The sequence below is a fragment of the Silvimonas terrae genome (genome assembly GCF_014202765.1).
Lineage (GTDB): Bacteria > Pseudomonadota > Gammaproteobacteria > Burkholderiales > Chitinibacteraceae > Silvimonas > Silvimonas terrae.
The window spans coordinates 448,829-463,069 of sequence record NZ_JACHHN010000001.1; the positions used below are offsets into that span (position 1 = coordinate 448,829).

Below are 14,241 nucleotides of genomic sequence, written 5' to 3' on the forward strand. Positions count from 1 at the left end.
TAGAGGAAAGCAGACCCATGCTGAGTTTTGACGATGACATCATTGCCCCCAAGAGCGCCCAACCGGCGGCCTCCGCTGCAACTGCCGCCCCGGCTGCTGCCACCAGCAACCGTGTTAATGCCGCAGACAAGCGCGTAATCAATGGCACCACCGATGTCAACCAACTGGTGCCGTTCAAGCACAAGTGGGCATGGGAAAAATATCTGGCCCAGTGTGCCAACCACTGGATGCCGCAAGAAGTGAACATGCAGCGCGACATCGAACTGTGGAAGAGCCCCAACGGCCTGACCGAAGACGAGCGCCGTCTGGTCAAGCGCAACCTGGGTTTCTTTGTCACCGCCGACTCGCTGGCTGCCAACAACATCGTGCTGGGCACCTATCGCCAGATCACCAGCCCGGAATGCCGCCAGTTCCTGCTGCGCCAGGCGTTTGACGAAGCCATTCACACCCACGCCTACCAATACATTGTGGAAAGCCTGGGCCTGGACGAAGGCGAAGTCTTCAACGCCTACCAGGAAGTGAAATCCATCCGCGACAAAGATGAATTCCTGATCCCGTTCATCAACGTACTGACCGACCCGGAATTCAAAACCGGCACGCAACTGACCGACCAGCAACTGCTGCGCTCCATCATTGTCTTTGCCTGCATCATGGAAGGCCTGTTCTTCTATGTCGGCTTTGTGCAAATCCTGGCGCTGGGCCGCCAGAACAAAATGACCGGTGCCGCAGAACAGTACCAGTACATCCTGCGTGACGAGTCCATGCACTGCAATTTCGGCATTGACCTGATCAACACCATCAAGCAAGAAAACCCGCAACTGTGGACCGAAGAATTCAAGAACGAAATCTACGAACTCTTCAAGAAAGCCGTTGAACTGGAATACGCCTACGCCGAAGACACCATGCCGCGCGGCGTACTGGGCCTGAACGCCGCCCAGTTCAAGGAATACCTGCGCTTTATCGCCAACCGCCGCCTGCAACAAATTGGCCTGGAAGCCATGTTCCCCGGCGTGAACAACCCGTTCCCGTGGATGAGCGAAATGATCGACCTGAAGAAGGAAAAGAACTTCTTCGAAACCCGCGTGACCGAATATCAAACGGGTGGGGCGTTGAGCTGGGATTGATGGTTGGTGTTTGACAGAAAAAGCCGCTTTATGCGGCTTTTTCTTTTTCAGCACAGCAGTCCAGTAGCCCGGATGAAGCGCAGCGAGAATCCGGGGTGGGGATATGAACAAGAACGCTATTCCGGTGCGAGTGTGATGCTTGGAATGGCGGGGCATCGATATTGCAAACGGCGCAATCCCGGATTCCCGCCTTCGGCTCCATCCGGGCTACGGGTTATTCTTTTCCGGTGTCGTAGCCCGGATGAAGCGTAGTGAGAATCCGGGGTGGGGATATGAACAAGAACGCTATTCCGGTGCGAGTGTGATGTTTGAAATGGCGGGGCATCGATATTGCAAACGGCGCAACCCCGGATTCCCGCCTTCGGCTCCATCCGGGCTACGAGTCATCCTTGATCACTCGCCATATCGCACGCAATGATCTGAAACGCCGCTTCCCGCCCAATCGATCGGCAATATGCCCTGTTTCACATATCTATGAAACGACGACCAGGGCCAATCACAAACCCGCTTTACATGGCCATGTTTGACCGGGTTGAAATGGACATAATCAATATGGTTTTGAAAGTCCAGATTGTCCCGGATTAAATGCTCCCAAAACCGGGCCTGCCAGACCTGAGTCGGTGATTCAGATCCAACTGGATTCCTGGTGAGATTACGTACGAATAGTGACTTGAACATACGCCAGCGGCCGCTGTAATCCGCATCTGCTTCAGGCAATGTCCAGATAGTGTGTATATGGTCCGGAAGGACAACCACAGCATCAATGTCAAATGGCCGGTGTTCTTGTGTTTGCCGCAATGCGTTTCTTAACGCATCAATATGGGCGGTCAGGGTATTCGCACGCCTGTCATGCAATGTCGCGGTAAAGAAATACGTCCCGCCTGCTAATTGAATGCGTCGATATTTGACCATTCACCGAGCATAATCGGGCAAAAGAACACGCGTGATGGATCAAGTCAATGAAGAGCCGAAATACCGTAGCCCGGATGAAGCGTAGCGAGAATCCGGGGTGGCGATGCTGGTAAGAACGGTTTTCCGGTATGGGTGTGATGCGCAAAATGGCGGGACGTCGATATTGCAAATGGCGCAACCCCGGATTCCCGCCTTCGGCTCCATCCGGGCTACGGGTTATTCTTTTCCGCTATCGCCAAACATGTAGCCCGGATGAAGCGTAGCGAGAATCCGGGGTGGCGACGCCGGCAAGAACGGTTTTCCGGCGTGAGTGTGATGCGCAGAATGGCGGGACGTCGATATTGCAAACGGCACAACCCCGGATTCCCGTCTTTGGCTCCATCCGGGCTACGGGTTATTCTTTTCCGCTATCGCCAAACACGTAGCCCGGATGAAGCGTAGCGAGAATCCGGGGTGGCGATGCCGGCAAGAACGGTTTTCCGGTATGGGTGTGATGCGCAGAATGACGGGGCATCGATATTGCAAACGACACAACCCCGGATCCCCGCCTTCGGCTCCATCCGGGCTACGGGTTATTCTTTTCCGCTATCGCCAAACATGTAGCCCGGATGAAGCGTAGCGAGAATCCGGGGTGGCGACGCCGGCAAGAACGGTTTGCCGGTATGGGTGTGATGCGCAGAATGACGGGGCATCGATAGTGCAAACGACACAACCCCGGATTCCCGTCTTCGGCTCCATCCGGGCTACGGGTTATTCTTTTCCGCTATCCCTGCGCTGGGATGAACACACTGCGCAACCGGTGCTGGCGCTGGAAGAGGCCTGAGCCGGCGTAAAGTGGTCATGAAAAAGCCGCCCTTATGGGCGGCTTTTTGTTGGGGCGTATTGCGGTTTTACGGTGCCAGTTGCAGCGATTGCAGTTCTTCTGTCACATGCTGGCGCTGCATGCCATTGGCGTCGTAGACGGTTTCTTCCGCCTTGACCCAGCGCTTGGCATCTGGTGCATACCACAGGGTGCGAGTGCTGTGACTGCGGATGTGTCCTGGTTCAGTCGTCCATTGGGCCTGGGCTTCTACCCGGATGGTTTTGAAGCGGCCGGCGGCGACATTGACCATTTCTACGCCATTCACCGCATATTGCTCGTCCCGCACTTCGGTCACTTTGCCACTGTCCGAAACCGGCCCGGCAGAATGGAGTTCCCAGGTTTTGCCGTTTTCCAGCGGAAACAGAAAAGGCCGGTCAATAACCCGGTCCTGGCCATTGAAGGTATGAACCCGGCTCCAGTCGGTTTGCACGGTTCGCGATTGCGGTGTGCCGCCTTGCTGCAAGGTGTATTCAATATGGCCATCTGCCACGCGGGTGACGGTGATCTGCCGGATACCCTGCGTTGTGCCTGCGGTACTCTCTGCGACATCCTGATAGCGCCAGCTGTCTCCGGCCCGGATCACTGGCGCGTCGCTGTCGGCGGCGTGACAAAGAACGCTGAGCAACAGCATGGGCAGACAGGCTAGAACAGACTTCATGGCGATCGCTTTGTAGAAAGGTGAGGCAATGCAAAATAACGAACCGGCCCGCGTGAAGTTGACCGGAGATACATGGCACTGCCGCCTGGCTTGTCGCCAGTGGTAAATGGGTACAGCCAGCAAGGTAACTGGCTATGTTGGATCAGTTTGGGTGTTTTACAAGAAACCAGGAGATCCGCATGGCCACTTTTAATTTGCCACTCTCGGGCGCGGTAACGCAGGCGATCAACCCGTGGACGGCCTATTTTCACGTGATGGGCAGCCAGTTTGGGCTAGTGAATATCAATCTGGGTAATTCATCCAACCCCGAAGTTGAAGCGACGGTACTGGAGGACGTCGCCAGTTACGGCAAACAACTGGGGCGCATGGGAGACGTATTACAGGTGCTGATTCATCACCTGGACCCCACAAAACTCACGCCTGATGAGCAGGACGCGATCAGTCAACTGACCACCATGCTTGATGAGATCAAAGGGGTGAAAAAGCGGGTTGTCGCGCAGCAGGCCCCGTACCGGGCGCGGGCGTCCTGAGGGATGTCAGATGAGTTCGTAGGCAAAAAACAGGGCGATCAGGGACAAGCCGACCAGGCCGGCGATAAAACAGTGATCTGCCCAGCGTTCCAGCCGGGCGCCCAACCGTGATGTTTCCGCACGGCGGATGGAGCAGTACGACAGCAGGGCGCTGGCGAGAAACAGCAACATGTCCAGCGAGGTGTATTCATCCACCTGGCTGGGGCCGATATGCCCCTCCGCCACTTTGACGAGACCAATCAGCGTAGTGCACACGCCGATCATGGTGCAGGCTGTCGGCAAAATGTGTGGCGACAATTGTTTATTGGGCGCAGCTGGGTTGGTGTGCGGCATGTTGCGCCTCAGGCCAAGAGCGATATGACGATTATATAACCGCGCTTTGACTTGTTTCGATGGCCTCAGCGCCGGTATGAACCGGTCTCAATCCCGGAATAACCAAAGCCGTGGCCCTTGCCAATGCGAATCTGCACCGGAATACGCTCCTTGAGCGCTTCCACGTGGCTGATCACCCCGATCATCTTGCCGGTGGCGTTCAGACTATCGAGTGCATCCAGCGCCATATCCAGGGTTTCGCCATCCAGCGTGCCAAAGCCTTCATCCAGAAAGAGCGAGTCGATGGAGGTCTTGTGGCTCACCAGGTCAGAGAGCGCTAGCGCCAGGGCCAGACTGACCAGAAAGCTCTCGCCGCCAGACAGCGTGCGGGTATCGCGCACCACGTCGGCTTGCCAGCTGTCGATAATGGCCATTTCCAGTTCGCCCCCGGTTTTGCGCACTAATTGATAACGCCCATGCAGGCGCGTCAGTTGCCGGTTCGCCAGATGGATCAAGTGATCCAGCGTCAGACCCTGGGCAAAGCGCCGATAGCGTGCGCCATCGGCAGAGCCAATCAGGCTGTTCAGATGCTGCCAGAGGTCATAGTCCGTTTGTTGTGCGCTGATCTGTTCAAACAACGCTTGCTGGTTCTGGCGACGCTGGCTGTCTCCCTGCAACCGGGCCTGGATTTCACCTTGCTGCTGCGCCAGGGTTTTGATCTGGGCCAGCGTGGCTTGCCACTGGTTTTCCAGTTCTTCCTGGTTCAGCGTGGTTTGCGGGGTAGCGGTCAGTTGGGCCAGGTGGCGGGCGGCGTTGGTGTAGAGCGCCGCTGCTTCGGTCAGGTTTTTGTCCAGTTGCAGTTTGAGTGCGTGCAGACGCTGGTGGGTGGCTTCATCCAGTAACGCGTTTTGCCAGGCGGGCTCATCGGCAAACGGGCTGGTCGCCAGCGCGTTCTGCCAATCCTGCCCGGCTTGTATCTCTGACTGGGTCTGCGCTGTTTGCTGGGCGGCCAACGTGCTGATCTGTCCGGTCAGTGTATCGGCACGCTGGCGGGCTATTGCCAGTTGGCTGCTGGCTTGGGCCAGTTGGGCTTGTGGGTCTGCGGCATCGGCCAGTGTGGCTGGGGTGGGTTGCTGACTGGCGTTCCAGCGTTGCTGCCATTGCGCCGCTTCTTGCGTTGCGGCTTGCAGCTGGTTGTGTGCGGCCAGTTGTTCCCGTTCCAGCGTTTGCAGACGGGTGCTGGTTTCTTGCCATTGGCGGGATTCAGCTTCCCGGGCGGCCAGCCAGTGGGGGGTATCAGTCGGTGCCGGGACGGTGTAGTCCAACGTGGCCAGTTGTTCGGCCAGGGTGTTCTGGGCGTTGCCGAGGCGCACCAGCAAGGTATCGAGGCTAGCCTGGGTATCCGCCACCTGGGTCTGGCCGTTCAGTACACGCTGCTCCAGGGCTGCAATGTGTTGTGCCAGCGTCTGCGTGCTTTCTGCCTGGCGGGCGAGGGCCTCGCGCTGCCGGGCCAAACGCACGTTCAGTGTATCAAGCTGGCCCAGGCGGGTTCCCATCTGCTCCAGCTGGCGGGTTAGTTCAATCTTGAGCGTGGGCAGGGCGGTTGGGTCGGTAGGGGCGGGATCAAACCGGGCGGCGCTGCGTTGCCAGTCCATGTCGATCTGGCGGGTTTCTTCGCCAATGGCGGTCAGACGCGCCAGGGTCTGGTTGCTGCGTTCTGCCTGCGTGGCCAGTTCGGTGGAGAGTTTGCGACCTTGTTCTTCAATCTGTTCTTGTTCTGCCTGTTTGGCGGCCAGTGCCTGACGCGTGACGGAGGCATCCAGCGCGTTGTAGTGGGCAATGGCCGGGTGTTCCGTGGCGCCGCACAGCGGGCAAGCCTCGCCCGCTTGCAATTGCGCGCGCAAGGCGGTCAGGTCTTGAATGCGTTGTTCTTGTTCCAGCAGTTTTTGCTTGTCGGCAACCTGTTGTTTCACTTCAGAGAAGCGCACCCGCAAGGCGTCGCGTTGCGCGCTCAGACTGGCGGTTTGCGTATCACGCTGGGTTTGCGCCGTTTGCAGCCGGCCGGATTCCACCATCAGCGTGGCACGGCGCTTACCCAGTTGCTCCAGGTTGTCCAGCTGCGTGCGTTGTGTTTCCAGTTGCTGCCATTGCTGGCGCAGCAAGGGTTCCGTCTGCCCGGCCAGCAAGTCGGTGATTTGCGCCTGGGTTTGTTGCAAGGCGCTCGTCTGGCTGGCCTGTTCGGTCTGCCCGTTTTGCAATTCGGTATGACGTTGTTGCAGTTCCTGTTGCAGAGCGTTCAGGGTGCCGACGTAGCGTGCCTGGCGCTGGTTCAGTGCCGCGAGTTCCTGCTGCAGGCTATCCACGCTGCCAAATTGCGCCCGCCAGCCGGCCAGATGGGCTGCCAGTTGGGCGTGATTGGAGTGTGCCGCCTGCGCTGCGGTGAGCGTGGCCTGCTGGTGTTCGACCGCCAGGAGGGCCGCCTCATGCGCGTGAACCAGCTGGTTGGCGCACTGCAGAGCGTGCCAGCACCAGCCATGCTGCTCCGCTTCTGCGTCTGCGTGCGCGGCCTGCGCGGCCTGCAGCGCCTGGCGGGTTTGCGCCAGGGTCTGGCCGGCGGCCAGCAAGGCAAGGTGTATTGGCCGCAGTTTGAGCGCGGGTTCGGCGGCGGCCAGGCGGGCCAGATCCGTGCGGGCATCGTACAGGGCGGTTTCGGCATCCTGCTGTGCCTGGTGGGCGCTGCTTTGTTGCTGGCTGGCTTGATGTACCTGATCCAGCCATTGGCGCTGATTGTGAATCTGGTCCCGTTGCTGGTTGAGCGCCTGTTCCTGGTTGGCGAGATAGGCGGTCTGTTCGGTCAATTGCGCGCGGTCGGCGTCGCTGAACAGTTCCACGCCCTCTGCGCGCGCCTTGAGTTGTTCCAGCGCGCTTCTGGCGTCTCGCGTGTGCTCAAACACCCGCTGCGAGATCAAGCCGTAGACCTCGGTTCCGGTCAGTTGCTCCAGCAACGCAGCCCGCTCGTTGGCATCGGCCTGTAAAAAGGCGGCAAACCCGCCCTGGGCCAGCAACATGGATTTGGTAAAGCGGCCAAAATCCAGCCCGGTGATGGACTCGGTCAGCCGCAGTTTGTCGTTGATGCGGGTCGCCAGGATGTTGCCCTCGCCATCGGCCAGTTCCACCACGGGCGCTTGCAGGGCACCATCAACCTTGTCGCGGGAGCGGCGCTGGCTCCAGAACGCGCGGTAGCGTTTGCCTTTGACTTCAAATTCCACTTCCGCCAGACAATCTGCAGTGTGGCGGGTCATCACCTCATTGGTCTTGGCGGAGATGACTTCCATTCGTGGCGTCTGGTGATACAGCGCCAGGCACAGGGCATCCAGCAGCGTGGTCTTGCCGGCACCGGTCGGGCCGGTAATGGCAAACAGGCCGTTATGGTGAAACGGCGCTGCTGTGAAGTCGATCTTGAACTCGCCTTTGAGCGAATTGAGGTTCTTGAGCCGTAGCGTGAGGATTTTCATACGCCAGGCTCCGTCAGTTCTGCCACCACCTGGCGGTAACGGGCCTTGAGTTTGTCTTGCAAATCATCGGCCAGCGTTTCTGCTGCCATGCGTTGGGCAAACACGTCATCCGGGCTGAGTTCGTCCAGCGTTTCTTTGGCCTCGCTGTGCAAGGCGGCGCTGGCCTCCTTGCGTTCCCGGCGCAAGCGCAAGACTTCGACGGGTAACCCGGCACAGATTTCGTCAACCCGGATTTGCAGGTCGCTCAGGTAATCGTCAGCGCTGATAACGACTTCCAGCCACACCGGGGTGGCTACGCTGCCGGCCACTGCGGCTTTGGCAATGGCGCCAGGCAGGTCGGCCAGATTGCCGCGCACGCTGGCCAGAGGCTGAAAACAGGGAATGGCCAATGGCGTGATCTGGTGCAGACCGGTGTCATCCAGTTCGACCAGCAGCATTTGTTTGGCCTGGTTGGCCTCGTCAAAGCTCAAGGCAATGGGGGAGCCGCAGTAGCGAATGTGCGGCTGACCGCAATCCTGCGGCCGGTGAATATGGCCCAGCGCAATGTAATCGGCCGGTGGGAAGGCATCGGCCGGGTAAGCCTTCAGGCTGCCGACATAGATTTCCCGTACCGATTCACTGGCGCTGGCGCCCACCACGGCCAGATGCCCGGTGGCCACGATCGGCAAATGGCCGCCAAGTGCCTGGCATTGGGCTTGAGCCCGTTGCCAGGTGGTCTGGTAAAGCGTGTGGATGGCCTCTTGCAGATTTTGCTGCTTTTCATCCGCACTCTGGCCCGGCTGGCTTTGCAGCACTTCACGCGGGCGAATGTACGGAATGGCGCACAACAGCGCACCCGGTTGCCCATTGCGCTGATGCAGCAGGATGACTTGTTCATCCAGATCCTCCGCCACGCCGGGAATAACGCTGGTGCCGAGGCGTGCCAGCAGGGTTTTGCTTTCGGCCAGGGTGGCGACGGAATCATGGTTGCCCGCCAGGATCACCAGATGCGCACCCAGATCATGCAGACGCACAATCAGGCTGCTGTACAACTCGCGGGCATAGCTGGGCGGTGCGCCGGTATCGAAGATATCGCCGGCAATCAGCACAGCGTCGATCTGGTGCTCAGTGACCTGCGCCAGCAACCAGTTGATCAGGGCGTGGTGTTCTGCCTGGCGCGTCTTGCCCATGAAATGCTGACCAAGATGCCAGTCTGAGGTGTGCAGTATCCGCATGCGCGGCGAGGGCCTTGTGGGGAAAGGGGCGGGGTGGGGGTGATTTTACGTGCGGCGGCAGGGGCGTGCCAGCGCGGCGTGGTACACGGGCAGAGCGTGGTCAGGAAAGTGTCGTGGGCCGGATGAAGCAAAGCGGGAATCCAGGGGCTATGTTGGGCAGAACCTGTCATCAATGCCACCCCGGATTCCCGGCCCGGCGGCCCTTCATCCGGGCTACGGGGGCCTGCGCACAAACAAGCGGCTGTTGCACGGTGTGGTTTTTAAAAACGCCCACCACCTGGCACAGCTCATTTGTACTTGATCGCCACCCCGATCAGCTTGCGGCCGGTAATGGTGTCCACGCTACGCCCCCACCACGGGCCGGAAACCCAGACCCCTGTAGGCTCGATCCGGTCCAGCACCACCACCACGGCATCTGCGCCCAGTTTTGCACCTTCAGAACGCACCCTGGCTTCAATCTCCTCGACTGGCGGGGCGGGTTCTGTCGATGCTTCGATATTGATCTCGCCCAGGCGATCAAACGGCCGTGTGGGTTCAGCGCGCAAAATCTGCACACTGTCCGGCGCAGTAGCGGCAGGGCGCGGTGCGCCGACGTACTGGGTACTGGTTCCGGTTACCGAGGCGCAGCCGGCCAGCATGGCTAGCACGCCGGATAACAGCGCAATCGTTAGCGGGCGGGGAAAACGAGATGTTGTCGGGGTCATGGCCCGTGTCCTCAAATCAAGGTGGCAAGACTGGCGCTACCGGATAGGCACACCAGCGGGTTTGCGCAGCGGACGGCTCTGTTATTGTCTGCTCAAGCAGCCTGGCAGATGAGGCCAGGCTTTGCCAGGGCGTGACCATGCAACGGGGCAAGGGGCGGTTTTATTCCACCGGCTGGCAGCATATATGACACACACATGAAGGGCGGATGCGTGTAGCGGTGCGGGCTCTGGCAGAATCGACGGGTTTTTTTGCCGCACGGCACCGTCACCCGGTGTTGCTGCAAGTCCCTGACCCTTATCAAGAGTCCGCTCATGAAATTGACCGTTCTTGCCGCCACGCTGGCTGTGGCGTTGTTGTCCGCTGCCACGACCACTGCACAAACCACTACCTCCGCTGTCGCCGCCCCAACCAACCCACCCGCTGTGTGGGATTTGACCGGGCTGTACCCGACAACCGCCGCATGGGATGCGGAACGCCTGGCCATTTTGGCCGAATTCCCCAAGCTTAAGGCCCGCCAGGGCACGCTGGGCAAAGACCCGCAAAGCCTGGCCGCTGCCCTGCAAGAGATGTTCGACCTGCGCCGTCGCATGTGGCGCATGGAGGTCTACGCCAGCCTGCAAGCCGATGCCAATACCCAGGATGACGCTGCCCAATCGCGCGCGCAACAGGCGTATTCGGTCGATGCCCAGCTTGATGAGGCCGCCTCGTTCATCAATCCGGAGATTGCCGCCATGGGTGCGGACAAGATCACGGCCTGGCTCAAGCAAGAGCCGGCGCTGGGGCAGTTCTCCTATTTTATCCAGACGGCTCTGCGCCTGACTCCGCATACGCTCGATGCCCAGTCAGAAGCGCTGCTGGCCGCTGCCCAGCGGCCGCTGGAGGGTACGCGCAATGTGTTCGACCTGCTGACCAATGCCGATCTGCCGTTCCCCAAGATCACCGTGCGCGGCAAGACGTACACGCTGGATCAAGAAACCTATGTTTTGCTGCGGGCCGATACCGACCCCAAGGTACGCCAGCAGGTATTCAAGGCATTCTGGACCGTGTTCAAGGCGTATGAACGCACGCTGGGGGCCAGCTACGCCGCGCACATCCGCGGGGAAATCTTCAAAGCCAACGCCCGTCATTACCCCAGCGTGCTGGATATGAAGCTGGCCAATGAGAACACGCCGGATACCGTCTACAAAACGCTGATCGCCGAGACCAACGCCGGCCTGCCGACGCTGCATCGTTACCTCAAGCTGCGCACGCGCCTGTTGGGGCTCAAGCAAGCCGGTTACCCGGATGTGTATGTGCCGTTGACCACCAAGTCACCGCGTTACACCCTGGCACAGGCCGAAGCCACCACGCTCAAGGCCGTGGCACCGCTGGGGCAGGATTACGTGAACACGCTGGCGACCTCGTTTGGTCAGAGCTGGATGCACGCCCAACCGCAACGCGGCAAGCAGTCTGGTGCGTACATGAACGGCGTGGCGTATGACGTGCACCCGTTTGTGCTGATGACCTTCAACGGCGACTACGAAAGCATGTCCACCGTAGCGCATGAGTGGGGTCATGCCATGCACTCGGTGCTGGCGAACAAGGCACAACCGTTCCCGACGGCGGATTACTCCATCTTCGTGGCGGAGATTCCGTCGACCACCAACGAGATGCTGCTGGCCGATTACGTGGCCACCCACGCCACCACCAAGGCAGAGAAAGTCTTTGCGCTGAACCAGGAACTGGAACTATTGCGCGCCACTTTCTTCCGTCAGGCCATGTTTGCCGAGTTTGAATTCAAGTCTCATGAAGCGCTGGAACAAGACAAGGCGCTGGCGGGTTCCGACTTCAGCAAGATTTATCTGGACCTGCTGAAGCGCTACCAGGGTGATGCTGACGGCGTGATGCACATTGACGATCTGTATGGTTCGGAGTGGGAGTTTGTTTCTCACTTCTACAACGATTTCTATGTGTACCAGTACGCCACGTCCATCAGCGCGGCCGCGTATTTTGCGGAGGGCATCGAGAAGGGTGATCTGGCCTTGCGGGATCGCTACTTCACCATGCTCAAGTCTGGCGGGTCAGCTGATCCGTACCAGATCGTGAAACGGGCAGGGGTTGATCTGGCTTCGCCGGAGCCTTACCGCGCGGTGATTCGCCGGATGAACAAGGCGATGGATGAGATTGAGGCGCTGACGGCGCAGAAGTGATTGCTGTGTCGCCTGTGCGGCGACGGGGTAACTACAAAAGAAACGGGCACCGGGAGGTGTCCGTTTTATTTTGTGGGGCGCGGGTGGGCTTTGCTGGTCGTTGCCACTGTGTAGCCCGGATGGAGGCCCATCGGGCTGGGAATCCGGGGTGGCGGGCTTGGTTAATATTGTTGTGGATGCTCGCGGTGCAGGGTGGATTTGGAGCCTTGGCGCTAAAACCCCATCACAAACCCGAAGCCCGCAACGTATACCGGATCATCGCCGGTTGCCCCGGGTGAATCAGCAAACCAGCCCGATCCGCCAGCGGATGCGAGGACGGCGGCGTCAGCACGCGTGCCAGGTCAAAGAAACTGTTCAGCGGTTCCACACCCAGGGCGTAATGCCGGCCGGACCACGGCGCAAAAGCGCGGCCGCCGTTGCTGATCCACAAGAGGGCATCGGGTAACTGGCTGGTATCCCAATCGAGTTCCACTTGTGCTTTCCAGCCAGGATAACGCAATACAAACGGGGGTTTGCAGCCACGCAGTTGCAGTAGTTCTTCCGTGGCAAACGGAAGCGGTAGATGCGTGATGTCCAGCTTGCCAGTCGTGGCGGGCAGGGCGGTGATGCTGCTGGCGCTGTGATCCGGCAGCAGGCGGGACACGCCGGCTTCGGTCGGTTGCGGATAGGTGTGTACGCTTTCCACCGGGCAGGCGATCACTTCCAGGCCACTGTGCGGCACAGCAAAAGTGGGGTGCAAGGCCACAGGCAGGCGGATGGGCTGGCGCACGTGGATGGTCAACGTTACCGTCAGCGCTGGGCTGTCCGGGTCGGGGCGGATTTCGCGCTCCAGCCGGGCAACGGGGTCGCCGGCCGGGTAGTTGATGGCGACGGTGAGGGCGTCCGAGGTCTGTTGTACCAGTTGCCATTCATGATTGGCACCATAGCCGTGATCGTGCGGGTTGGCGTCGTCGGCTTTGGGCCAGGTGGGGTCCGTGTGTTGGGGCGCGTGAGACATGCCGAACGGCACACAGGGCCATTCGCCGCGTAACTGGCGCAAGACACCGGGCCATTGCGGGTCGGGGGTCTCGCCCCAGGGCGCGATTTGCATGGGCTGAATGCGCTGGCCGTTATCCAGTTCAAACGTCACCGGGGCCAGCATGCCACCCAGTGCCTGGACTGTGGCTTCGCCCCAGGCCCAGTCGATGGTCCAGTTGTTCAGATTGCCCATGCAGCTTCCTCAATGGTGTAGTCCGCGCGCTCGCCGGGGTTCAGGTGTGCCAGCGGGGCGTGCGTTTCAATTTCCAGGTATGGCGCGTGTGCGGCGTTGAAGACTTCCAGCGGGTGACCATGCGCCCAACTGGCGTGCGCCGGAATGACAGAATTGCGCTGATAACAGAAGTTGCCTTGTGGCAGGCTGATATCGGCCCAGATTTCGCCATTGTCGCTGTCAAAGCCCACTTTGAATTGCAAGGCTTCATCGCAGACGACCTCGGTGCGATGATCCGCCGGCAGCAAGACGCCATGTCGCCACAAATCGGCTACCGGACCTTTGTCCGGCATCAGGTGTACGCCACCGCGCTCATGGTTAGCACTGGCCGAGCGCGGAACGGAGACCGTGGCGGGGCGCAGCATCATCAGCACATCCCATAGCCCGCAATGCAGGGTCTGTTCGCCCATATTGACCATGGCATGATCGATGCGCCACGTACTGCCGCCAGCCGGCAGGGTGATGCGCCGGGTCAGTTGCAGACCGCTGATGCTGTCGATAGGGCTTTGCATTTCGATGCCCATGCTGGCGTCGTCCAGCCAGGTTTTCGTCACTTGCCAGTTGCCGCTATCGAGCTCCCGATGCGGTTTGCCTTGCGGCCACTGTGTTTCTGGCGCAATCCACGTTTTGCCGCCGCCCCAGAGCGGGAAATCCCAATCCACACACAGCGCGGCCCAGCCTGCTGGACTGAAGTCCGGCAACTGGCCGGTCAGGGCGGGGTTGATATACGCCAGTTGGACATCCTTGACGCTGATGCCCATCAGGCGGCCGCCGATTTGCGGCACGACATGTAGCTTGAGCGGGCCTTGCTCCAGGAGCCAGGCTTGCCAGCCGTGGAAGGGGGTCTGGATCAGTTGTCGGTGGCTGTTGATCACTGGAGTGTCCTGTTTTGGCGATGTTTTTTTTGCGCCTGATGGCGCGGTTGTTCTGGATGCCGGCCACCGCGGGTATCAAAATGCTTTTCAACCCCG

The 14,241-nt window shown here is 59.8% G+C and carries 12 protein-coding genes; 4 read left to right on the forward strand and 8 right to left on the reverse strand.

Translation table 11 applies throughout. From position 1 onward, the window contains the following. The first annotated feature begins 17 nt into the window (after positions 1-17). A complete protein-coding gene (locus tag HNQ50_RS01790) occupies positions 18-1,124 on the forward strand; it encodes a ribonucleotide-diphosphate reductase subunit beta (protein WP_184096936.1) in 1,107 nt (368 codons plus the stop codon). 393 nt (positions 1,125-1,517) lie between these two features. Here HNQ50_RS01790 and HNQ50_RS01795 read toward each other — a convergent pair whose 3' ends face one another. Continuing rightward, the gene (locus tag HNQ50_RS01795) at positions 1,518-2,036 is read right to left on the reverse strand and encodes an REP-associated tyrosine transposase (RefSeq protein ID WP_184096938.1); all 519 of its coding nucleotides are present in this window, start codon (positions 2,034-2,036) and stop codon (positions 1,518-1,520) included. Between the two features lie 697 nt (positions 2,037-2,733). Between HNQ50_RS01795 and HNQ50_RS22280 the strand changes: the two genes are divergently transcribed. Then, a complete protein-coding gene (locus HNQ50_RS22280) occupies positions 2,734-2,859 on the forward strand; it encodes a hypothetical protein (RefSeq protein ID WP_281386108.1) in 126 nt (41 codons plus the stop codon). Positions 2,860-2,926: 67 nt separating this feature from the next. On the opposite strand, the gene HNQ50_RS01800 is transcribed toward HNQ50_RS22280, so the two are convergent. Continuing rightward, positions 2,927-3,556 carry a DUF3108 domain-containing protein gene (locus HNQ50_RS01800; RefSeq protein WP_184096940.1) on the reverse strand — a complete coding sequence of 210 codons (630 nt, stop codon included), beginning with the start codon at positions 3,554-3,556 and terminating at the stop codon, positions 2,927-2,929. Positions 3,557-3,735: 179 nt separating this feature from the next. Between HNQ50_RS01800 and HNQ50_RS01805 the strand changes: the two genes are divergently transcribed. Then, a complete protein-coding gene (locus HNQ50_RS01805; RefSeq protein ID WP_184096942.1) occupies positions 3,736-4,086 on the forward strand; it encodes a hypothetical protein in 351 nt (116 codons plus the stop codon). Positions 4,087-4,092: 6 nt separating this feature from the next. Here the strand turns inward: HNQ50_RS01805 and HNQ50_RS01810 are convergent, their stop codons facing one another. The 4 genes from HNQ50_RS01810 to HNQ50_RS01825 all read right to left on the reverse strand — a co-directional run bounded on the left by HNQ50_RS01810 (position 4,093) and on the right by HNQ50_RS01825 (position 9,831). Further along, positions 4,093-4,419, reverse strand: a complete 327-nt coding sequence (locus HNQ50_RS01810; RefSeq protein WP_184096944.1) for a hypothetical protein — start codon at positions 4,417-4,419, stop codon at positions 4,093-4,095. A gap of 65 nt (positions 4,420-4,484) precedes the next feature. Next, positions 4,485-7,913 carry an AAA family ATPase gene (locus tag HNQ50_RS01815; protein WP_184096946.1) on the reverse strand — a complete coding sequence of 1,143 codons (3,429 nt, stop codon included), beginning with the start codon at positions 7,911-7,913 and terminating at the stop codon, positions 4,485-4,487. Next, on the reverse strand, positions 7,910-9,127 hold the full coding sequence (gene sbcD, locus HNQ50_RS01820) for an exonuclease subunit SbcD (RefSeq protein ID WP_184096948.1): 1,218 nt from the start codon (positions 9,125-9,127) through the stop codon (positions 7,910-7,912). Before sbcD ends, HNQ50_RS01815 begins: the two co-directional genes overlap by 4 nt. A 287-nt stretch (positions 9,128-9,414) precedes the next feature. Further along, positions 9,415-9,831 carry a hypothetical protein gene (locus tag HNQ50_RS01825; RefSeq protein WP_184096950.1) on the reverse strand — a complete coding sequence of 139 codons (417 nt, stop codon included), beginning with the start codon at positions 9,829-9,831 and terminating at the stop codon, positions 9,415-9,417. Positions 9,832-10,143: 312 nt separating this feature from the next. Between HNQ50_RS01825 and pepF the strand changes: the two genes are divergently transcribed. Further along, the gene (gene pepF / locus HNQ50_RS01830; RefSeq protein ID WP_184096952.1) at positions 10,144-12,021 is read left to right on the forward strand and encodes an oligoendopeptidase F; all 1,878 of its coding nucleotides are present in this window, start codon (positions 10,144-10,146) and stop codon (positions 12,019-12,021) included. Positions 12,022-12,244: 223 nt separating this feature from the next. Here pepF and HNQ50_RS01835 read toward each other — a convergent pair whose 3' ends face one another. Together HNQ50_RS01835 and HNQ50_RS01840 are read right to left on the reverse strand one after the other, a co-directional pair. Continuing rightward, on the reverse strand, positions 12,245-13,231 hold the full coding sequence (locus HNQ50_RS01835; RefSeq protein ID WP_184096954.1) for an aldose epimerase family protein: 987 nt from the start codon (positions 13,229-13,231) through the stop codon (positions 12,245-12,247). Further along, positions 13,219-14,145, reverse strand: a complete 927-nt coding sequence (locus HNQ50_RS01840) for a hypothetical protein (protein WP_184096956.1) — start codon at positions 14,143-14,145, stop codon at positions 13,219-13,221. Before HNQ50_RS01840 ends, HNQ50_RS01835 begins: the two co-directional genes overlap by 13 nt. Positions 14,146-14,241 lie beyond the last annotated feature (96 nt).